General features: G+C 48.7%; 17 protein-coding genes, 2 tRNA genes and 3 rRNA genes. 19 read left to right on the forward strand and 3 right to left on the reverse strand.

Annotated elements, in window-relative coordinates; translation table 11 throughout:
• Nucleotides 1–13: 13 nt before the first annotated feature.
• From LAJLEIBI_RS00215 to LAJLEIBI_RS00245, 7 genes are read left to right on the forward strand one after another with little or no spacing between them, the layout of a single operon-like run.
• Nucleotides 14–1,534, forward strand: coding sequence for a sugar ABC transporter ATP-binding protein (locus tag LAJLEIBI_RS00215; RefSeq protein ID WP_006443824.1), 1,521 nt, complete (start codon nucleotides 14–16; stop codon nucleotides 1,532–1,534).
• The gene (locus LAJLEIBI_RS00220; protein ID WP_006443825.1) at nucleotides 1,524–2,489 is read left to right on the forward strand and encodes an ABC transporter permease; all 966 of its coding nucleotides are present in this window, start codon (nucleotides 1,524–1,526) and stop codon (nucleotides 2,487–2,489) included. Before LAJLEIBI_RS00215 ends, LAJLEIBI_RS00220 begins: the two co-directional genes overlap by 11 nt.
• Nucleotides 2,490–2,504: 15 nt before the next feature.
• On the forward strand, nucleotides 2,505–3,383 hold the full coding sequence (locus LAJLEIBI_RS00225) for a D-psicose 3-epimerase (protein ID WP_006443826.1): 879 nt from the start codon (nucleotides 2,505–2,507) through the stop codon (nucleotides 3,381–3,383).
• A gap of 17 nt (nucleotides 3,384–3,400) precedes the next feature.
• Nucleotides 3,401–4,882: a xylulokinase gene (gene xylB, locus LAJLEIBI_RS00230; protein WP_006443827.1), complete on the forward strand. Its 1,482-nt coding sequence runs from the start codon at nucleotides 3,401–3,403 to the stop codon at nucleotides 4,880–4,882.
• Nucleotides 4,883–4,898: 16 nt separating this feature from the next.
• The gene (locus LAJLEIBI_RS00235) at nucleotides 4,899–5,978 is read left to right on the forward strand and encodes a Gfo/Idh/MocA family protein (RefSeq protein ID WP_040435168.1); all 1,080 of its coding nucleotides are present in this window, start codon (nucleotides 4,899–4,901) and stop codon (nucleotides 5,976–5,978) included.
• A complete protein-coding gene (locus LAJLEIBI_RS00240) occupies nucleotides 5,978–6,805 on the forward strand; it encodes a sugar phosphate isomerase/epimerase family protein (protein WP_006443829.1) in 828 nt (275 codons plus the stop codon). Before LAJLEIBI_RS00235 ends, LAJLEIBI_RS00240 begins: the two co-directional genes overlap by 1 nt.
• Before the next feature lie 11 nt (nucleotides 6,806–6,816).
• A complete protein-coding gene (locus LAJLEIBI_RS00245) occupies nucleotides 6,817–7,620 on the forward strand; it encodes an alpha/beta fold hydrolase (RefSeq protein WP_006443830.1) in 804 nt (267 codons plus the stop codon).
• Between the two features lie 54 nt (nucleotides 7,621–7,674).
• On the opposite strand, the gene LAJLEIBI_RS00250 is transcribed toward LAJLEIBI_RS00245, so the two are convergent.
• Nucleotides 7,675–8,448, reverse strand: a complete 774-nt coding sequence (locus tag LAJLEIBI_RS00250; RefSeq protein ID WP_083790623.1) for a DeoR/GlpR family DNA-binding transcription regulator — start codon at nucleotides 8,446–8,448, stop codon at nucleotides 7,675–7,677.
• Between the two features lie 344 nt (nucleotides 8,449–8,792).
• Between LAJLEIBI_RS00250 and LAJLEIBI_RS00255 the strand changes: the two genes are divergently transcribed.
• From LAJLEIBI_RS00255 to lpdD, 10 genes are all read left to right on the forward strand, one after another.
• On the forward strand, nucleotides 8,793–9,410 hold the full coding sequence (locus tag LAJLEIBI_RS00255) for a recombinase family protein (protein WP_006443833.1): 618 nt from the start codon (nucleotides 8,793–8,795) through the stop codon (nucleotides 9,408–9,410).
• 171 nt (nucleotides 9,411–9,581) lie between these two features.
• A complete protein-coding gene (locus tag LAJLEIBI_RS00260; RefSeq protein WP_006443834.1) occupies nucleotides 9,582–9,845 on the forward strand; it encodes a hypothetical protein in 264 nt (87 codons plus the stop codon).
• A gap of 35 nt (nucleotides 9,846–9,880) precedes the next feature.
• Nucleotides 9,881–9,968 (forward strand) — tRNA-Ser (locus tag LAJLEIBI_RS00265).
• A gap of 401 nt (nucleotides 9,969–10,369) precedes the next feature.
• Nucleotides 10,370–11,912, forward strand: a 16S ribosomal RNA gene (locus LAJLEIBI_RS00270).
• A gap of 241 nt (nucleotides 11,913–12,153) precedes the next feature.
• Nucleotides 12,154–12,271, forward strand: a 5S ribosomal RNA gene (rrf, locus tag LAJLEIBI_RS00275).
• Between the two features lie 404 nt (nucleotides 12,272–12,675).
• Nucleotides 12,676–15,566: ribosomal RNA gene (locus tag LAJLEIBI_RS00280) — 23S ribosomal RNA — on the forward strand.
• The 16S, 23S and 5S rRNA genes sit together here with 2 tRNA genes alongside, the layout of an rRNA operon.
• A 267-nt stretch (nucleotides 15,567–15,833) precedes the next feature.
• A tRNA-Asn gene (locus LAJLEIBI_RS00285) sits at nucleotides 15,834–15,905 on the forward strand.
• A 272-nt stretch (nucleotides 15,906–16,177) separates the two neighbouring features.
• Nucleotides 16,178–17,647, forward strand: a complete 1,470-nt coding sequence (locus LAJLEIBI_RS00290) for a UbiD family decarboxylase (RefSeq protein WP_006444571.1) — start codon at nucleotides 16,178–16,180, stop codon at nucleotides 17,645–17,647.
• Between the two features lie 19 nt (nucleotides 17,648–17,666).
• The gene (locus LAJLEIBI_RS00295; protein WP_040435843.1) at nucleotides 17,667–18,242 is read left to right on the forward strand and encodes a UbiX family flavin prenyltransferase; all 576 of its coding nucleotides are present in this window, start codon (nucleotides 17,667–17,669) and stop codon (nucleotides 18,240–18,242) included.
• Nucleotides 18,236–18,601, forward strand: a complete 366-nt coding sequence (lpdD, locus tag LAJLEIBI_RS00300; protein WP_006444569.1) for a prenylated flavin chaperone LpdD — start codon at nucleotides 18,236–18,238, stop codon at nucleotides 18,599–18,601. Before LAJLEIBI_RS00295 ends, lpdD begins: the two co-directional genes overlap by 7 nt.
• Before the next feature lie 53 nt (nucleotides 18,602–18,654).
• On the opposite strand, the gene LAJLEIBI_RS00305 is transcribed toward lpdD, so the two are convergent.
• On the reverse strand, nucleotides 18,655–19,461 hold the full coding sequence (locus LAJLEIBI_RS00305; protein WP_006444568.1) for a creatininase family protein: 807 nt from the start codon (nucleotides 19,459–19,461) through the stop codon (nucleotides 18,655–18,657).
• Nucleotides 19,462–19,583: 122 nt separating this feature from the next.
• Here LAJLEIBI_RS00305 and LAJLEIBI_RS00310 point away from each other — a divergent pair, with 122 nt between their 5' ends.
• The gene (locus tag LAJLEIBI_RS00310; protein ID WP_147570545.1) at nucleotides 19,584–20,336 is read left to right on the forward strand and encodes a helix-turn-helix domain containing protein; all 753 of its coding nucleotides are present in this window, start codon (nucleotides 19,584–19,586) and stop codon (nucleotides 20,334–20,336) included.
• Here the strand turns inward: LAJLEIBI_RS00310 and LAJLEIBI_RS00315 are convergent.
• Nucleotides 20,329–21,210 carry a LysR family transcriptional regulator gene (locus tag LAJLEIBI_RS00315; RefSeq protein ID WP_006444565.1) on the reverse strand — a complete coding sequence of 294 codons (882 nt, stop codon included), beginning with the start codon at nucleotides 21,208–21,210 and terminating at the stop codon, nucleotides 20,329–20,331. The genes LAJLEIBI_RS00310 and LAJLEIBI_RS00315 overlap by 8 nt on opposite strands.
• Nucleotides 21,211–21,359: 149 nt before the next feature.
• On the opposite strand from LAJLEIBI_RS00315, the gene LAJLEIBI_RS00320 reads away from it, so the two are divergent.
• Entirely contained in the window at nucleotides 21,360–21,899 is a 540-nt protein-coding gene (locus tag LAJLEIBI_RS00320) for a prolyl-tRNA synthetase associated domain-containing protein (RefSeq protein WP_006444564.1), read from the forward strand.
• The last annotated feature ends 3 nt before the right edge of the window (nucleotides 21,900–21,902 follow it).

Raw genomic sequence — 21,902 nt, forward strand, 5'->3', positions numbered from 1 at the left:
CATTCATAAGGAGATGAAGACATTGTTGCTGGAAGCGAAAAATATATGTAAGAGTTTTCATACGAAGCAAGTCCTTAACGGCATTGATTTCCAGGTAGAGGAAGGGGAGATCCACGGACTTGTCGGAAAAAACGGGGCGGGAAAAAGCACATTTGTAAATATAATCACCGGACTCATATCAGATTATGAGGGAGAAGTTTTCTTTGAGGGAAGGAATATCGACAGAGAGTCTGTACTGCACAGACAGAAGTCGGGGCTCTTTCTTGTACCGCAGCATTCTTCCATCGTCACGGAATTTTCAGTGGCGGAGAATATTTTTATCGGTGTGTGGCCAAAGAAAAAAAACGGTACGGTAGACCGCAGGAAGATGGAAAGCATGGCGGAGGAAGTCCTGAAAGTGTACGGTCTGCGCGTCTCTGCGCAGACAAAGGCAGGGAAGCTGAGCCTCGTGGAGCAGAGAAAATTAAATATCATAAGGGCTCTCTTCAGCGAAGCAAAGCTTATCATACTTGACGAGCCGACGACATCGCTCACAAAAGAAGAAAGAAATAATCTGTTTCAATTTATAGAAGAATTAAGCAAAAAAGGGGTCAGCTTTATATTCATATCCCACTATCTCGATGAAGTCTTAAAAATCTGCAGCAACATCACCGTATTCAAGGACGGGTATGCCGGTTCCCTCCGCCTGAAGGAGGAGAGGACGGAGCTGGAGCTGTCTAAAATGATCGTCGGCGAAAGCGTGGATCTGTTCAGCAGGAAAAAGAATGTGAAGCCGCCGCAAGGACCTTGTACGCTGGAGTGCCGCGATCTTCAGGCAGAATGCGTAGACCATGTGTCCATGAAGATGTATCCGGGCAAGGTGGTCGGGTTTGTCGGATTCCCGGAGTCGGGTGCGCGGGAGATGCTCCGGGTGCTGGGCGGCCTTAACCGGCTTGCGTCCGGTAAACTTATGGACGGAAGCGGCGGGGAGATACGCGTCAGAGATACGAGAAGCGCCATCCGCCAGGGCATCATGTATGTGCCCTTTGACAGGCACGAGGAAGGTCTCGTACAGGATATGTCTATTCTGCACAATATCAGCATATGTGTGATGAAGGATAAGCTGAGCACGATGGGATATATCAAAAACAGGCTGGAACTGAAAAATACGATGCAATACTATAACCGGCTGGAGATCAAGGCACAGAATGCCAAAGAACCGACCCGGACACTGAGCGGGGGCAACCAGCAGAAGGTAGTTCTCGCAAAAGCCCTCTGTACGGAACCGAAGCTGCTGCTTCTGGACGAGCCCACGATCGGCATTGATATCGGGAGCAGGGAAGAGATCCTGAGTCTCGTAGACGAGCTGGCGGGAGAGGGTATATCCATCGTTTATCATACAAGTGATTATTCAGAAATGCTGAGAATCTGCGATGAGATTTGTTTTTTCCATGAGGGCAGGTTCGTCAGACAGATCGTAAATGAGAATCTTACTGTAGAAGAGATCACAGACATACGGGATTCTTTGAAAGGAGCCGAGACAGATGAAAAGTAAAAATTACAGAGGAAATATGGTAGAACTGCTGAGCAATAATATTGTATGGTTTCTTCTCGTCATATCGCTCATAGTGATGGGAATTTACCAGCCCGCGTTCTTTACCGTCACGATCATTAAAAATATTCTGATCCAGGCGTCGGCCCTTGGCATCATGACCGTGGGACTGGCGCATGTGCTCCTGCTCGGAGAGATAGACTTGTCTATTGTAGGGAGTATGGCGTTCTCAGCCGGGCTCGGCACATATTTGATGAAAAATAATGTCCTGCCGTGGTGGCTTGCCATTATCTTTATCATAATCTTCGGCTGTCTCATCGGACTGGTCAACGGTCTGATCATCACAAAGCTGAAAGCCGCGTCTCTCATCGAGACGATCGCCATGAACCTGATCCTTATGGGAGGGCTTCTGGCATTGACGGCGGGACGCACATTCACCAATTTTCCGCAGGAATACAATTATGTCGGAAAAGGAAGCATAGCGGGGATACCACTTATGTCGATACTGCTCGTGCTTGTATTTCTCTGCATCGGATTTCTCTGGAACAAGACGACATTCGGGCGAAGCCTCTTTGCCGTGGGCGGAAATATCAGCTGCGCCAAGGCAAGCGGCATCAATGTAGACTGGGTCAAGATCATGGCGTTCGTCATTTCCTCCGGGCTGTGTGCCCTGGCAGGATGGATGTATTCTGCGTATATGGGAGCTGTTCCCGCGTCCTTTGGCGATAACATGCAGATGTACGCGCTTGCGTCGGCCGTCATCGGAGGGGTCAGTCTGACAGGCGGCGTCGGCAAAGTAAACGGTGTGCTGGGAGGCGTTCTGCTGATCACCTTATTCCAGGTAGGGCTGAATATACTCGGCATCAATCCGTACTTGATCAACACAGCCGGCGGCTCAATGATCATGGTGGCGGTTATCATCGACGCGCTGAAGAATAAATACAAAGCAAATCACTAAGGAGGTGACGTACATATGAAATATAAATATGGAGTTCATTACGCCGCATGGGGCAGCGAGTGGGATGTGGACATAAAAGAAAGGATCCGTCTGGCGGCGGAGGCCGGATTTGAAGATCTGGAAGTCACTCCGCCTGATTATGTCCCTGCCATGGACATTGATAAAATGAATGAGCTGAAAAAGTGTGCCGAAGATCACGGCATCGAAATGAGCTGGTGTATCGGCTTTCCGAAGGAATATGATATGGCCAGCGAAGATCCGTCCGTCAGAAGAAGAGGGATCGAGTATACCAAGCATATGCTGGAGGCGATCCATATGCTGGACGGTAAGATTTTAAGCGGTATCCTGTATTCCAGCTGGCCGTATGATTTCAGGAATCTGCCGGACAAAGAGCGCACATGGGAGCTGGCGCTTTCTTCTGTGAAAGAGTGCGTAAAGACCGCGCAGGACTATGGGATCATATATGCGATCGAAATGGTGAACCGTTTTGAACAGTTTGTGCTGAACAGTGTAGAGGAAGGGCTTACGTTCATCGGACAGGTCGGTTCTCCGTGCTGCCGCCTTCTGCTCGACATGTTCCATATGGGAATTGAGGAGACGAGCACGCCGGACGCGATCCGCAGGGCGGGGAAAAGCCTCGCGCATCTGCACGTCTGCCAGAATAACCGGCAGATACCCGCGCCGTGTGACAATGTACCGTGGGATGCGGTCGGGCAGGCGGTAAACGATATCGGCTATGAAGGCCGCATCGTCATGGAGCCGTTTGTCATAAAAGGCGGACCCGTCGGCAGAGACGTGAATATATGGAGAAATCTCATGGACGATGTGTCACAGGAACACATCAGTGAAGAATTGACAAAAGGACTTCATTATATCCAGGGTATCTTCGGGTAAAAAACAGGAGGAATCATATGGCTTGTATTTTGGGAATCGACCTTGGAACTTCCAGCGTCAAATCTATGCTTCTGGACGAGACGGAGGGTGTGGTAAAGACAGCTTCCCGCTCCTATACTGTCAGCATCCCAAAGTCCGGCTTTGCGGAGCAGGACCCGGAGACGTGGTGGGAGGCTGTAAAGCAGACGATCCGGGAACTGAAGACTGACTGCCCGGACCAGTTTTGCGCCATCCGTGCAGTCGGCTTTTCCGGGCAGATGCACGGGCTTGTTCTGACGGGGAAGAAAGGGGAGGTATTAAGACCTGCCATCCTGTGGCTCGATCAGAGGTCGGACCGTATGGCAGAACAGATGCACAGGGAACTTGGAATGGAACGGATGGGAGAGATCTTTCACAACAGGGCTTTTTCCGGATTCGCCTTTCCATCGCTTCTGTGGGTGAAGGAAGAGGAGCCGGAAGTATTTAAAAAGATCCATAAGATACTTCTGCCAAAAGACTATATCCGTCTGCGCATGACCGGAGAATGGGGGACAGACGCGTCGGATGCCTCCTCCGCCTGCATACTGCGCACAGGAGAGCGGGACTGGGCGTACGATATCATAGGCCGGTACGGCATACCGGAGGACATATTTCCGGATGTGCATGAGTCGGAAGAGACCGCAGGCTGTATCACCCCCGCCTGTGCGCAAGAGACCGGGCTGCCCGCAGGCATACGGGTCGTGTACGGAAGCGGGGACCAGCCGGCCCAGAGCATTGGCAACGGCGCGGTGCGGGAAGGCCTGATCATCAGCAACATCGGCACGGGCGGGCAGATTTCCACATATTCAGGTACGGATACATACGACCGCAGGCTGAGGCTCCACACGTTTTGTCATGCGCTGAACAGGGCGTATACTATTTTCGGGGCCACTCTTTGCAGCGGCATGTCGATGAACTGGCTGAAGGACAAGATCCTTGGGGCCGGCAGCTTCCAGGAACTAAGTGAAGCGGCGCAGGAGACCGAACCTGGCAGCGGCGGTCTCATCTATCTGCCTTATCTGACGGGAGAGCGGACGCCGCATATGGATGCCGGCGCCAGCGGCATGTTCTTTGGCATGAAGCTGGCACACGACCGGAGAGATCTTATCCGGGCTGTGATGGAAGGGGTTGTATTTTCCCTGAAGGATTCGCTGCAGATATTCGGGGAGATGGGACTTCGGGCCGAGCGTATCATCGCGTCCGGCGGAGGGGCGGCAAGTCCGGTATGGCTGCAGATCCAGGCGGACATTCTTGAGAAGGAGATCTGCGTGTGCAGTGTAAAGGAGCAGGCGTGCCTTGGAGCGTGCATCGTGGCCGGAGCAGGTACCGGTATGCTGGAAAGTGTGTCAGAAGGTGTGAGTCGTTACGTAAGCTTCCGTGAGGATACATATGAGCCGAGAGAAAAACTGCAGGAGATGTACCGGGAAATGCACAGGAAATATCAGAAGCTGTACGAACATACGAGAGACCTGATGAGATAGAGGAGGGGTAAGAACGTTGCACAGAAAAGAAGAACGTTGTCTGAGGCTCGGTGTTCTGGGCTGCGGCATGATCTGTCAGGCGGCGCATTTTGAGGCGGCTTTGAAAGCGGGAAATGTGGAATTGTATGCGATCTGTGATGTGGCAGAGGATCTGCTTGGCCAGATGGCGGATATGTATCACTGCAGGAAGAGATATACCTCCTATGAGGAAATGCTCAAAGATCATGAGATAGAGGCGGTGCTCATCGGCATCGGGGACCAGTTCCATGCAGAGTGTACAAAGCAGGCGCTGCGGGCGGGAAAGCACGTACTCGTAGAGAAACCAATGGGTGTAACGGTGGAAGAATGCCGGGAAATAGAAGAACTTGTCAAAGAGACAGGACTTGTACTGCAGGTTGGGTACATGAAGCGGTTTGATGAAGGCATACAGTTTTCCCGGAAGTTTATCCGCGAAGAAATGGGAGATGTTCTCTCCATCAAGGCGTGGTATTGCGACGGAACGTCCAGATATACCCTGACCGATAACGTGCAGCCATATATCTTTACGAGCGGGCAGTCGAGAAAGCCGTCCGGATGTCCGAAGGAAAACAGGGAACATTATTATCTGCTCGGGCATTCCGGCCATTTATTTGACACGGTGCGCTACCTTATGGGAGACATTGTCAGTGTGGAGGCAAAGCTCATACAGAAGGGGGATATGTATTCCTGGCTCATTTGTGCAGATCTTGAGAACGGCACGGCAGGCATGCTGGATCTTACGGTGGCAGTGCGCCGGGACTGGTATGAGGGGTTTGAAGTATTCGGGACAGAGGGGACTGTCATCGGGAAGACCTTTAACCCATGGCTGTTCCAGTCGACGGAGGCGGAGGCATATTCCCTCCGGCGGAATGAATATTTCCGCCCCATGGCAGCGGACGGACATTTTTACCGGCGGCAGCTGGAAGGGTTTGCAGATGTGATCCTCACCGGCGCACCTCAGAACGGAGCGGACGCCTCCGACGGAACTGCGGCCATGCGCGCCATGAAGGCTGTCTATGATTCCGTCCATGAAGGCGGAAGAAAAATCTTTCTTAAAGATGTAAGAGGTGGACTCTGATGAAAATAGGTATCTTTGCAAAGACATGGGCGGGCCGCGGGGATCTGGCCGCGGTGTTTCGCGCCGCCGGCGCGTATGGCATCGAAAGCTTCCAGTTTAATATGTGTCTGGCCGGGGGAAAAACACTGCCGGACAGGTATGATTCGAGGCTCGTGAGTGAAATTGGAAGTCTGGCCGAACAATACAAAATAGAACTGGCAGCCATGTCGGGGACGTTTAACCTGCTGGATAAAAACCGGCTGGGCGAATATACAGAAAAGACAGAGATTCTTATGGAGACGTGTGCTGACCTTTCTATTCCGGTTCTGTCTATCTGCACGGGGACGAACAGCACAGAGAGTATGTGGACGCGCCACCCGGATAATGACTCGGAGGAAAGCTGGGGGCTGATGAAGGAGCACCTCGGGCGCCTTCTCGTCCTTGCCGAAAAATATCCGCTCACTATCGGCGTGGAGCCGGAGACATCAAATGTAGTCTCTTCTGCCCGGAAGGCCCGGCGTCTCATGGATGAGTGCCGTCATTCCAGACTGAAGATCATACTGGATGCGGCCAACCTGTTCCGGCCCGGTGAAAAACAGTTTATGAGAGAAAGGATCGGGGAGGCGGTCACTCTTTTGAAAGAAGATATCGTCCTCGTACATGCGAAAGACTGTAAGTTAAACGGACATCTAGTATATAAGGCGGCCGGAAAAGGAGACATTGACTATACATATTATATTGCCTGTCTGAGGGAAGCAGGATATGACGGCAGCATGATCCTGCATGGCCTTTCGGAGGAGGAAGTGGCAGACAGCATTCGTTTTCTGAAGAGTCAGCTTCAGGCATAAAGGAGTTTATCATGGGGTATTTTGAACACGGAGGAATCAGATTCTATTACCGTACGGCCGGAAAAGGCGTTCCCTTCATTCTTCTGCACGGGATGGGAGGAGATACAAAGCAGTGCGGGAGAGTATTTCATCCTCCCCAGGGCATTCAGATGATATATATGGATCAGCGGGGCAACGGCTATACAGAGATAGGTCCTGCAGAAGAACTGCGGTTTGAAGCGATGGCCGGGGATGTTGAAGCGCTTGCGGATCATCTGAAACTTGACCGCTTTCTTCTCGGCGGCATTTCCATGGGAGCCGCGGTCGCTGTCAGATACGCCATTGAGCATAGAGACAGGGTTACGGGGCTTGTGCTCATCCGGCCTGCATGGACGCACGTTCCGATGGAGGTTGAAGTGCGGGAGCTGTATCATCGGGTGGCATACCTGATCGAGACGTCCGGGAGCCCGGAGGAAGCGGCAGATGCACTTTTAAAATGGGAAAAATACCGGATATTAAGAGCAGAGGAGCCCGCCGCGGCAAGATCACTGCTTAAGCATTTTTCAGAAGATAGTATTGAGAAAAATTATGAGAAGTTCCGCATACTGCCGGAGCAGTCCCCGTTTCATAATCCGGGACAACTGAAACAGATCACATGTGAGACGTTAGTTCTGGCGTCAAAAAAGGATTTTATCCACAAGTTCCAGTATGGTCTTTATTACAGGGATTATATAGAAAATGCACAATTAGCCGAGATCGTCCCAAAGAGTAAAAGCGTGAGAATGTATAACCGAAGCGTGCAGGAGGAAATAGATAGGTTTCTTCAGAAAATATGACAGATATCAGCCTGACGGCAGACGTACAGCGTCTGCCGTCTGTTTTTTTGCTGGCTAAACCGTAAAAACTCCGATTTCATGTTCCTTATAATAGGAAATGTATTTCTGGTCCGTAGACGCGTTTGTGATAATATTCGGTATCTCATCCAGATCACATAGATGCGTAAAAGTACGTTTGTCAAATTTTCCTTCGTCAGCCAGGAGATATATCAATTTGGAATTCGAGATCAAATGATTATACAGAGGGAGCTGCGCCCGGCTGATGATGGAATAGCCATTGTTGAGTTCTATGCCGTCTACCGTAAAAAACACTTTGTCAAAATAAAGCTTGTCCAGCGCCTGCACCGTGTACTCGTCCAGAGTCTCGATATGATTTGTGCCGATATGGACATTTCCTCCGAGAAGCAGAATAGAGATGTTCGGGTTCGGCACAAGTTCCATGACTGCGGTCAGGTTAGTTGTGACGACTGTGATGTTCTCTTTGTCGTTAATATATTTGCTGAGCAGATTGCACGTCATGCCGGCGCCGATAAATATAATATCTCCTGCGGAAATAAATTCGGACGCCTTCCTGGCGATCTGTTCTTTTGACTTTAAAAACGGGTCGTAATCCAGCGACGGCCCGGGGTATCCGTGGTAGGACCTGGATGAGATACACTGGGCGCCTCCGTGGGTTTTTTTCAATAACCCGCGCTTGTCCAGCTGATTCAGATCCCTTCGGATCGTTGCAATAGAAGCGCCTGTCAGTTCGCAGAGGAACTTTGTTGTAGCTATTTCGTTCGTATTCAGGTACTCCAGTATCATTCTTTCTCGTTCTGATGCTAACATTCAAATTCTCCAAACTAATAGTATTTTCCTAATTATAATATAAAAAATGAAACAGGGTCAATAGATAATCTCAAAAAAGAGCAGAAAAGAACAAAAAGAAGCAGAAAACGCATAAAAAGTATAAATGTATTGTAATTTTTTAATAACAATGTATTATAATAATGGCGGTATATATCATAAACTTATCGCAGATCATATAAAAGCAGGAACGCAGCAGCCGATTTATGAAAATGAAATAAAAAGGTAATGATAAGGTTATGGAAAAGGAGAGGATGGTCGTCCTCTCTTTTTCATACGGCCAGCGTATCACTATTAAGTAATTTCAAAATCAGTGGGGTGAAGAAATGAGCAAGACATATGGATATGTACGAGTATCAACGAGAGAACAAAATGAAGAAAGACAGATGATAGCACTGCACAATTTTCCCGTTCTGCCGGAAAACATATATATGGATAAACAGAGCGGAAAAGACTTCAACCGTCCCAAATACCAGAAGCTGCTGAAAAAACTGAAAAAAAAGGATATCTTAGTGGTCAAATCCATAGACCGGCTCGGAAGAAATTACAAAGAGATACTGGACCAGTGGAGATATCTCACAAAAACGAAAGAAGTATATATCGTAGTTCTGGATATGCCGCTGCTCGATACAAGAAAAAGCAATGATCTGATCGGGACTCTTATCGCCGATATCGTGCTGCAGCTTCTGTCTTATGTAGCGGAGACGGAGAGGGAGAACATAAAACAGAGGCAGGCGGAAGGGATCGCTGCCGCCAAGGCAAGAGGCGTAAAATTCGGCAGGCCGAACAAAAAGGTGCCGGTCAACTTCTATAAAGTATATAAACGCTGGCACTATAAGAAGATAAGCGGCAGAGAAGCGGCCAGACAGCTTGGCGTCTCTTACTCCACGTTCATGAAATGGGCCGGCTGTGCGGACAGAACTTCTGACAGAATAAAAAAGTAGACTTTATCAGGCGCTTCATATATAATAAAATTATCGGTAAAAAAGAGAGAATTTTGTAGATAAACGGAAGAATCGTGAATACATATGCAATAAAATGAATTAACGTCGTTTGTTCAATAAAGTCTACTTTTATAAACAGTATTCATTCACCTATATAAAGGAGGGACAGGTGTGGAAAAGAAAAGTTTTCTTGAATATCTAGCCCAGGAAGCAGGATGCGACTGTCTGTCAGATCTGCGGCTCAGACAGGAACAATGGTCATCCCGCATTATAGAAATATTGGAAAATGTAGATACAGAAGAATATGTATTCAGCGACTGGAAAGAGGCGACTTCCTATCTCACAGATACGGATCTAAGTATATTAGATGGAATAAAAACTAAAAAAGAAGCAAAAGAATATATTATTGATTGGATGAATTCAAAAAAGCATTGACAAGGGAGATTTCCTTTAGTATAATAATGCGTGCTGGAGAAATACTCAAGAGGCTGAAGAGGCGCCCCTGCTAAGGGTGTAGGTCGGGTAACCGGCGCGAGGGTTCAAATCCCTCTTTCTCCGTTAGTCATGAACGACTGTCTGGGACTGAAGTTTCAGACAGTTTTTTATGGCCGCTGGGCAGACCGGAATATTTGCCGGCCAGGGGCTGGCACTTCAACTATTATATATAGTAGAAAGTGGTCTGTGTGGTACAAGTTATAGTGTCTGTTAAGAGCTTGTTTAAAAAAAGTAAAAAAAAGATAAAAAAGCACTTGACATTTACAGCCAAAAAATGATACTATATCTGAGCTGACCCAAACGGGAACGCAAAGAACCTTGATAATTAAACAATAGACAACAACCCTGAAAATTTCTTAAATAGAGAAAAATTCAGAACGGACATCAAAAAAGATGTCAACCTAAAAAACAGTAATAACGGGATAGGATTAGCTAGTAGTTAATCCTGACCGCGATTAAACACTTTTAACGAGAGTTTGATCCTGGCTCAGGATGAACGCTGGCGGCGTGCTTAACACATGCAAGTCGAACGAAGCAGTACTGTGTGAAGAGATTAGCTTGCTAAGATCAGAACTTTGTATTGACTGAGTGGCGGACGGGTGAGTAACGCGTGGGCAACCTGCCTTACACAGGGGGATAACAGCTAGAAATGGCTGCTAATACCGCATAAGACCTCAGTACCGCATGGTAGAGGGGTAAAAACTCCGGTGGTGTAAGATGGGCCCGCGTCTGATTAGGTAGTTGGTAGGGTAACGGCCTACCAAGCCGACGATCAGTAGCCGACCTGAGAGGGTGACCGGCCACATTGGGACTGAGACACGGCCCAAACTCCTACGGGAGGCAGCAGTGGGGAATATTGCACAATGGGGGAAACCCTGATGCAGCGACGCCGCGTGAAGGATGAAGTATTTCGGTATGTAAACTTCTATCAGCAGGGAAGAAGATGACGGTACCTGACTAAGAAGCCCCGGCTAACTACGTGCCAGCAGCCGCGGTAATACGTAGGGGGCAAGCGTTATCCGGATTTACTGGGTGTAAAGGGAGCGTAGACGGCATGGCAAGTCTGAAGTGAAAGCCCGGGGCTCAACCCCGGGACTGCTTTGGAAACTGTCAGGCTAGAGTGTCGGAGAGGCAAGTGGAATTCCTAGTGTAGCGGTGAAATGCGTAGATATTAGGAGGAACACCAGTGGCGAAGGCGGCTTGCTGGACGATGACTGACGTTGAGGCTCGAAAGCGTGGGGAGCAAACAGGATTAGATACCCTGGTAGTCCACGCCGTAAACGATGATTACTAGGTGTCGGGAAGCAAAGCTTTTCGGTGCCGCAGCCAACGCAATAAGTAATCCACCTGGGGAGTACGTTCGCAAGAATGAAACTCAAAGGAATTGACGGGGACCCGCACAAGCGGTGGAGCATGTGGTTTAATTCGAAGCAACGCGAAGAACCTTACCTGATCTTGACATCCCGGTGACAAAGTATGTAACGTACTCTTTCTTCGGAACACCGGTGACAGGTGGTGCATGGTTGTCGTCAGCTCGTGTCGTGAGATGTTGGGTTAAGTCCCGCAACGAGCGCAACCCTTATCTTTAGTAGCCAGCATTTGAGGTGGGCACTCTAGAGAGACTGCCAGGGATAACCTGGAGGAAGGTGGGGATGACGTCAAATCATCATGCCCCTTATGACCAGGGCTACACACGTGCTACAATGGCGTAAACAAAGGGAAGCGACCCTGTGAAGGCAAGCAAATCCCAAAAATAACGTCTCAGTTCGGATTGTAGTCTGCAACTCGACTACATGAAGCTGGAATCGCTAGTAATCGCGAATCAGAATGTCGCGGTGAATACGTTCCCGGGTCTTGTACACACCGCCCGTCACACCATGGGAGTCAGTAACGCCCGAAGCCGGTGACCTAACCGAAAGGAAGGAGCCGTCGAAGGTGGGACCGATAACTGGGGTGAAGTCGTAACAAGGTAGCCGTATCGGAAGGTGCGGCTGGATCACCTCCTTTCTAAGGAAAAGAAGAAGTAGGGGTTGTTGTTTATTGTTTAGTTATCAAGGAGTGAGTGCGCAGACTGGAAGCCAGTCCTGTGACGCAAGCGGGCTTGCAGGAGCAGGAATGGAAGACAGGATGCATAAGAAGGCTTGAGTCTACCGAGAAGGAACGAAGTGGATTCGAGGTAGAGGAAAGACTGCACTCACGGAGAACAACTAAACGAGCTTTTTAAGCCTTCAAAAGTTTAAAAAGGACTGCTGGTGGCGATGCGCCTGGGGGAAACACCCGTACCCATCCCGAACACGATGGTTAAGGCTCAGGCGGCCGATGGTACTGCGCTGGAGACGGTGTGGGAGAGCAGGTGGCTGCCAGCACTAAAAAAAAGAGCAGATGCAGAACCGCTGCAAATGTTCGGGATTTAGATAAATACAGGCAAAGATGAGCAACAACTTATCACCGCCAACCCAGTCAGCAGGGCAGTGCTGTTCAGATAACTGGTTTTACCAGTGATTAGATAAGAAAAGCCATTTTCTTATGTAATGACTGATAAAGATTCAGTCTCTATGTACCTTGAAAATTGCATACAAAGAAATAAAGATTAAATATCTTATTTAATCAAGACATCCGAGGTAATGAAAGACTTGCTGGACGTTACGTCCGGTGAGAAAACATTATTTATATTCGAGACAACGAATCAAAAAAACAAACCTAAGAAACCAACGCATATCACGCTAGATATGTGTAGCAAGGGAGACACACCCGTATCTCCTGAGCAGTTGGTCATGCTAAAAAGAGCATATGGTGGATGCCTTGGCACTAAGAGCCGATGAAAGACGTGATAAGCTGCGAAAAGCTTCGGGGAGGAGCAAATATCCTTTGATCCGGAGATATCTGAATGGGGAAACCCAGCTGAGGAAACCTCAGCTATCCTTACGCCAATCCATAACGTAAGGAAGGGAACCCGGTGAACTGAAACATCTAAGTAGCCGGAGGAAGAGAAAACAACATGTGATTCCGCAAGTAGCGGCGAGCGAAAACGGAAGAGCCCAAACCAGGGTGCGTGCACCCTGGGGTTCGGACCGCACAATTGATTCAGGAAGAGTAGCAGAACGGTTTTGGGAAAGCCGGCCAGAGAGGGTGAAAGCCCCGTAAGCGAAAGTCTGACTGACATGGCGGTATCCAGAGTACCACGAGACACGAGAAACCTTGTGGGAACATGCGGGGACCACCCCGTAAGGCTAAATACTCCTTAGTGACCGATAGCGCATAGTACTGTGAAGGAAAGGTGAAAAGGACCCCGGGAGGGGAGTGAAAGAGAACCTGAAACCATATGTTTACAAGCTGTGGAACACCCTTATGCGGTGAACCGCGTACTTTTTGTAGAACGGTCCGGCGAGTTACGCTGGCTGGCAAGGTTAAAGACTGAAGGTCTGGAGCCGAAGGGAAACCAAGTCTTAATAGGGCGAATGAGTCAGTCAGAGTAGACCCGAAACCGGGTGATCTATCCATGTCCAGGTTGAAGTTGCCGTAAAAGGCAATGGAGGACCGAACCCACATCCGTTGAAAAGGGTGGGGATGAGGTGTGGATAGGGGAGAAATTCCAATCGAACCCGGAGATAGCTGGTTCTCCTCGAAATAGCTTTAGGGCTAGCCTCATACAAGTCTTGCGGAGGTAGAGCACTGAATTTCCTAGGGGGCGTCAAAGCTTACCGAAGAATATCAAACTCCGAATGCCGCGTAGATGATGTATGGGAGTCAGACTGCACGAGATAAGTTGGGTAGTCGAAAGGGAAAGAGCCCAGACCTGCAGCTAAGGTCCCAAAATGTGTGTTAAGTGGAAAAGGATGTGGGATTTCAAAGACAACTAGGATGTTGGCTCAGAAGCAGCCATACATTCAAAGAGTGCGTAATAGCTCACTAGTCGAGAGGTCCTGCGCCGAAAATGTCCGGGGCTGAAACACACTACCGAAGCTCAGGGATGTACGAAGTACATCGGTAGAGGAGCATTGGATGCGGGAAGAAGCAGTACCGTAAGGAGCTGTGGACTGCATCGAAGAGAGAATGCCGGAATGAGTAGCGAGAGGAAGGTGGGAATCCTTCCGGCCGAATATCTAAGGTTTCCAGAGTAAAGCTGATCTGCTCTGGGTAAGTCGGGGCCTAAGGCGAGGTCGAAAGACGTAGCCGATGGACAACAGGTTGAGATTCCTGTACCACGATATAACAGAACTGTGGGGACACGTGTGGAAAGCATAAGCCGGGAATGGAAAGACCGGCGCAAGCGGGGTAGGCGTACATCAGGCAAATCCGGTGTGCAAACCAAATCCGTGACGCGTACCGAACTTAAAGTAGGGAAGTATGTGAGCCATGCGTCAAGAAAAGCCGCTATCGTTTATATCGTGCCCGTACCGTAAACCGACACAGGTGGATGAGGAGAGAATCCTAAGGCCGACGGGAGAAGCATTGTTAAGGAACTCGGCAAAATGACTCCGTAACTTCGGGAGAAGGAGTGCCAGAGAGATCTGGCCGCAGAGAATTGGCCCAAGCAACTGTTTAGCAAAAACACAGGTCTATGCAAAACCGAAAGGTGAAGTATATGGGCTGACGCCTGCCCGGTGCTGGAAGGTTAAGGGGAGAGGTTAGCGCAAGCGAAGCTTTGAACTTAAGCCCCAGTAAACGGCGGCCGTAACTATAACGGTCCTAAGGTAGCGAAATTCCTTGTCGGGTAAGTTCCGACCCGCACGAAAGGCGTAATGATTTGGGCACTGTCTCAACAATGCACCCGGTGAAATTGAAATACCAGTGAAGATGCTGGTTACCTGCGCCAGGACGGAAAGACCCCATGGAGCTTTACTCCAGCTTGATACTGGGATTCGGTATTGCATGTACAGGATAGGTGGGAGGCGAAGAAGTGATGACGCCAGTCGTCACAGAGCCGCTGTTGGGATACCACCCTTGCAGTATTGGATTTCTAACCATCAGCCGTGAACCGGCTGGGGGACAATGTCAGGTGGGGAGTTTGACTGGGGCGGTCGCCTCCGAAAGGGTATCGGAGGCGCTCAAAGGTCCTCTCAGAATGGTCGGAAACCATTCGCAGAGTGCAAAGGCAAAAGAGGGCTTGACTGCGACACCGACGGGTGGAGCAGGTACGAAAGTAGGACTTAGTGATCCGGTGGTATAAAGTGGGATTGCCATCGCTCAACGGATAAAAGCTACCCTGGGGATAACAGGCTTATCACTCCCAAGAGTTCACATCGACGGAGTGGTTTGGCACCTCGATGTCGGCTCATCGCATCCTGGGGCTGAAGTAGGTCCCAAGGGTTGGGCTGTTCGCCCATTAAAGCGGTACGCGAGCTGGGTTCAGAACGTCGTGAGACAGTTCGGTCCCTATCCGGCGTGGGCGTAGGATATTTGAGAGGAGCTGTCCTTAGTACGAGAGGACCGGGATGGACTGGCCGCTGGTGTATCTGTTGTTCTACCAAGAGCATGGCAGAGTAGCCAAGCCGGGACGGGATAAACGCTGAAGGCATCTAAGCGTGAAGCCCCCCTCAAGATGAGATATCCCTGCGCAAGCAGTAAGACCCCTTGAAGACGACGAGGTAGATAGGGCAGAGGTGGAAGTGCAGCAATGTATGGAGCTGACTGCTACTAATCGGTCGAGGGCATGACCAAGAGCGTAGAGAGCGCGGAGTACAGGAATGATATGTGGAAAGAGGAATGCTTGCATTCCGAAGGGAACATAGCAGGCCTGGACAGAGCATTCGCGGAGCGAAGGCACTGAGAAAACGAAGTTTTCGAAGTGAGCGCTCGGAATAACGCATCTCGAAGCGAGAAGGTGGATAGGTAATGGATGAATTATTTCTTGTATGCAGTTTTCAGGGTACATAAATAAAACCTCTTGCATAAGTTGGATGTAAGGGGATATAATAATATAGGTGATCCTCGATAGCTCAGTGGTAGAGCATTCGGCTGTTAACCGAAGGGTCGTTGGTTCAAGCCCAACTCGGGGAGTTGTGAAGATCCTGTAAGCATTTATGCTTGCAGGATTTTTTTGTTTACTTAACTATTAAACGGAAGTGAAATGTAATGTATGGGATGCATAAAACATATTCAAAAAAGATGATATGTATATCGACAAATGCCTTCGGGTGGTAAGACAGAAAACCGAATATTGATGTTACAGAATATTGCAGACAGAGAGGTATTCATTTCTATAGATTTATGGTATGGTTAATTATAGATATTGTCAGTATTAATAACAATGATGGCAGGGAGGTAAAGAAATGCAGCCAATTAAAAGTTTCCGGGAATATGTAGAAAAACTGAAGGAAGAAAATGAAATAGTAACGGTGACACAGGAGGTGGACTGGAATCTGGAGATGAGTGCGATCACGAGACATGCGTACGATCTGCCGGCTCCGGCCCCGATTTTTAAGAATATTAAAGATTGTACGCCTGGCTTTGAGGTGCTGGGGGCGCCGGTAGGGCTGAGCCCTGATAAAGAACATCCATTTAAGCGGGTGGCGCTTTCTCTTGGGCTGCCTGTGGATATGTCTGGCCCCGCGCTTGTGGAGGCCTGGTCTCATCTTCCGGACGTGGAGCCGATTCCGCCTCGTCTTGTAGAGACAGGAGCATGTAAGGAAAATAAAGTATTTGGCGAAGACATAGACCTGACAAAGCTTCCTGTGCCATTTATTCATTATGGGGACGGAGGACGTTATATCAATACATACGGGATCTTCATTGCACGTACGCCTGACGGTTCGTGGGTGAACTGGGCTATCACGCGCGCAATGCTGGACGGTCCCCGGACGATTGCCGGCGTCGTGATCCCCACACAGGATTTCGGTAAAATATATGCGCAGTGGAAGGAGATCGGGGAGGAGATGCCATTTGCATTGTGCCTCGGGGTGGACCCGGCCATTGCGATGATCGCCGGATACCCGCTCCCGTCCGGTGTCAATGAAGGGGAAGTGATCGGCGGCTGGTACAAAGAACCTGTGGATGTTGTCAAGTGTGAGACGCACGATCTTCTTGTTCCTGCATCGAGCGAGATCGTAATTGAAGGGTTTGCTTCTTTGGAGGAAATGGTTCCGGAAGGGCCGATGGGTGAGTATGGAGGATATGTCTGGGCCGGGCGCAGTAAGCCGGTACCGTGCTTTCATGTGACAGCGATGACACATCGGGATAATCCTGTCATGCCTGTCTGTGTGGCCGGAGTTCCGACAGAAGAAAACCATACGAACTGGGGCATGAGTATAGCTGCCAGCATACAGAATGTACTGCGCAGGCAGGGATTTCCGATCAGGGAATGCTTTATTCCGATGGAATCAGCGGCCCACTGGTTTGTTGTGTCGGTTGACCGTGAACGGAAGCAGGAGGACGACGAACAACTGGCTGTTGATATCGGAAAGGCAGTTTTTGCGTCAAAGGGCGGCTCTTATATTCCGAAAGTGTTAGTCGTGGACGACGATGTTGATCCAGGCGATATCAAACAGCTTGTATGGGCGCTGGCGACCCGGCATCATCCGGACAGAAGGGTGGTCATGGAAGACCAGTATATCTTTCCGCTTGTGGCATACTTAAGCGCAGAGGAGAAGAGTGAGGCTATATCCACAAGGGTGATTTATAATTGTCTCACACCGTTCCACAGATGGCCGCAGGAGCAGCGCCCTGTGGAGGCGTCTTTCAGGGGATACCCGGAAGAGCTGCAGAAGCATGTGCTTGATAATTGGGAGAAATATGGATTCTGACAGGAACAGGAGAGAAGAAATGAGGATCATTGCAGGGGTGACAGGCGCTACCGGGGTGATAATGAGTTATTATCTTCTGAAAGCGCTCAAAAGCATAGAAGGCTGTGAAGTATATCTGATCTTAAGTGACGGTGCAAAACTTACATGGGAACTGGAAAGCAGTATTCCGCTGGAGGAGATGGTGGAACTTGCAGATCATGTATATGATGAACGAGATTTGGCGGCTCCGGTATCCAGCGGTTCGTTCGTGACGGACGGCATGATCGTTTTGCCATGCAGTATGAAGACACTTGCCGGGATCGCGTCCGGATATGCGGAAAATCTGATCGTCCGGGCTGCGGATGTCTGTATGAAAGAGGGACGGAAAGTTGTTCTCGTTCCGAGAGAGATGCCGTTTGGAAAAATCCATATCCGGAACATGAAAGAGGCATCTGAGCTGGGCTGCGTCATTGTGCCTCCGGTTTTGACATTTTACAACAGCCCCGGAACGATAGAGGATATGATCAACCATATTGTGGGCAAGATATTGCTGCAGTTTGGGATCTCATACGATAAATTTATACCATGGACGGGGGAGCCGGAAAAGAAATGCTGAAAGAAGAGTTATTCAACGGTTATTATATATACTGTGATGTGATCCGTATGGGGAAGGACTGTACAATGGCTGTGTATGGAGGAGATTCCCCTCATGTAGGCTGCGCTGTAATGTCTGCAGCGAGGCCCAGTCTTACCGGAGAAGGAATTGGTGTTACTACTTCGGTATTATCCGCTATGGGGCATAAGGATGACGTGATAGCGCGGATGTTTGCGGAGGCTGCGGCAGAGAGGTGGAACTGCACTGTAGTGTGTACCTGCGGGATTCATGTGGAAGATCTTACACCGGAACAGCTTGATATTGTCCGGGAGAAATGCGCCGGACTTTTGCAGAGAATGCTGGAGCAGACAGATGAATGACGCAGGGAACACCCGGACGTACATGTCCGGGTGTTCCTGTATGGCTCTGCTGTTTACTTTTGGTATTCAAATTGAAACTCCACGAACTCGTCTATGAAGCGTAACATATAATCAACGACAGCCTCACAGACTTCTCTGCCAAGTTCCGCGGAAGCATCCGCCGCACTGCGGCTGTAGTCAACACCTGAGGAATGTCCGTGCTCGATCAGGTCACCGGTCTTTGATACATCCCTCGTACGCAAGTTCAGATAGACGCCGGCGCCCTCGAATTCACCCCGGTGAAGATCCAGAAGTTTGATATTGCCTATTTTCTGATTCTCTGGAATATGGGCGCGTTCCACCTTGACGGTATCCGGAGCTATGTGCATCATTACAGACGTTTCTGTAATATCGCCGTGTCCGATAAGTCCCCACTTGCTGTCAAGGTCACCGGCAACTTCAAACCACTGGATATTGGCAGCCGGAATGTTCTGAAGCCGCAGCTGCTGGCCCACGTCATACAGCGCATTGTTGTTGCCTCCGTGTCCGTTGATGAACAGGAAATGGGTGAAGCCGTAAGAGATGAGCTGCTGACAGACTTCAGACACATAAGCGGTAAGTGTTGTCTGGGATACTGCCATTGTTCCGGGAAAGTCAGCATGATACAGTGCGTGGCCGAAGGGGATAACCGGGGTCACCAGGCCCTTGTCGGTCCTTTTTCCGACCATCTCTGCCAGATACTGTGCGATGATCCAGTCCGTTCCTACCGGAAGGGCAGGTCCGTGCTGTTCAGTGCTTCCCACAGGTATAATGGCAAGCTTTTTTGTCCTGATCGCCTCTTCATTTTCTTCCCATGTGTTTTCAAAAATAAAGTTTGTCATAGAATGCCTCCTTTTTGCCGCCGTAACGATCTGTTATGGAGCTGGTTTATACGATATGTCCTATACACAGCATACGTGAAAAGGAGAAGGTTTGCAAGAATAAGAGAAAGGTGTGTGTATGGATGGACGCTGCAGAAAGAAAAATTTATTCGGTCATTTGCAGTTATGAGGGGATAAAGGCAAAGGAAATAGGAAGATATACAGGAGAGACACGCCAGACAATTAATCGTTATCTGTACGGCTCACCATACATAAAAGAGCTCTGTTACCAGGATAAAGAATACCGGTGGCACGGCCTGATACGCCAGAATGTGCCCCATTATGGAATAGAAGATTTCTGCGGGTACTACAGCTTGGCCGGCGAGTTTTTAGACATTGATTTTGATGAGTTCATCGGCAGACTAAAACAGGGATGCCGGCATATCGGACGGAATCTGAACGATACGAGGGGATTATTCCATTCCTTTGAAGACACTTATAATACGATGCAGAATCTGTTCGGTGATTTTATTGCAGACGGTCTGCCAAATACCATATGGAGAGAGTGGGAGATCATTTTTGAGCTCCGTATTAAGCGTGCGAAGACCATACGCATATACGCGGATGTCATACTTGTGACAGATGAGAAGGTCTTTTCTCTGGAGTTTAAGATGAAGAATGAAAAGACGGACGAGGACATTGAACAGGCGGCAAAATACAGTGAATATCTGGAAGTGCTGTTTGGGCCGCGGTATGACGTCATACCGGCGCTCGTACTGACGGCGGGAGAAAATATTTTGGAAGATGTTGAGTTGAGGCATACAACTGCAGTGGTGCCGGTGTGCTCGGGAGACAGACTCTGCGAACTGATAAAGTATTACTGTTCATTTAGATAAAACTGTCCTGCCGGTACTTCAAGTATTCAGAGAATCTTTTCACTGCGAGTGAGGCGGTCTTTTTATTTCTCACCGCAAAGCAGATATCACGATATATCGGAGGATCCAGTTCCTTGACAATAATGTTGTAAGGCGTCCGCTTCAAAATAAGCTGATGGAGCATACTGATTCCGAGACCTTTTTCAACCATGGACATAACTGCATAGTCATCCCATGTGATAAGGCGGGTCTGTGGCTTCAGAGAAAACCGACTGAATATATCCGCAATCTCTGTATTATTTTCCCGTTCAAGCATTATGAAAGGTTCTCTGCAGAATGAAGAGATGGGGAATCTGTCACAATCTGCCATCGGATGTGAGACCGGGAGGACCGCGAGCAGCGCGTCCTGCTCCAACGGAAGCGTATCGAGGTCTGAGCGGACAGGAAGCCGCAGGAAGCCACAGTCTACACTTCCCTCCAGCAGCCATTCCTCAATCTCACTGTAGTTTCCAAGACGCAGTTCATATTCAATATGAGGGTATGATTTCTGAAATTCATGTATGATATTCGGAAGCCAGTGTGTTGCAACACTTGAAAATGTACCTATGCGGATAAAGCCAGACTGAAGGCCATTTAATTCGTCCACCTGCATCTGCAGCATTTCGTATTTCCGACACACTTCTTTAGCAAATGGAAGCAGTTTCATTCCGTCACTGGTCAGTTTAACACCGGTTTTTCTGCGTTCCAGAAGGATAACCTTCCATTCTTTTTCCAGGTCGTTTATCATCCGGCTGATGCCGGATTGGGAATAATTTAAAATCTCAGCAGCCTTTGTGAAGCTGCCATATTCTACTGTTTTTATAAATGCCATATATTTTTGAATATTCATGTCCATAGTGTCTGCCTCCTGATATATCTGAAAATATCATGACTAACATGAAAAACATTCGTTATTGTAATTCTTAATGGTATGATACAATAATAGCTGAAGATACCCTGAGTTGGCAAGTAAAATCACAATATACCAAAGGAAGTGGATATATAATGTTTTATGTAAGCGAGATCAGAACAACGGAGCCGGGCAGCTTTAAAAGCCCGCTGCAGAAAAAGGTATATCAGGTTCTTGGTGAATTAAAAGTACCTTATAAGAGGGTGGATACGGACGAAGCCATTACAATGGAGGACTGTGTGCTGATCAACAGAAGGCTGGATATGGATATGGTTAAGACATTGTTTTTATGCAATAAGAAGAAAACACTGTTTTATTTGTTCATTACAACAGATAATAAACCGTTTGACACAAAGAAATTCTGTGAACAGCTCAACATACCGAGGGTATCCTTTGCGCCGAAGGAATTATTTGAAGAGATACTTGAAACGAAGATCGGCGCAGCGACTGTTTACAGTGTATTGCACGACTGGGACAAGACAATACAGGTAATATTTGATAAGGATGTTGCAGACACGGAGTATTATGGCTGCAGCGATGGAACTACGACCGGATATATGAAAGTAAAAACAGAGGACATATTGAATAAGATATTGCCGTATTCAAAACATAAGTATAAAATTATTGACATTTAGAAA

It is taken from the genome of [Clostridium] hylemonae DSM 15053 (assembly GCF_008281175.1).
In the GTDB taxonomy this organism is placed as follows: Bacteria; Bacillota; Clostridia; order Lachnospirales; family Lachnospiraceae; genus Extibacter; species Extibacter hylemonae.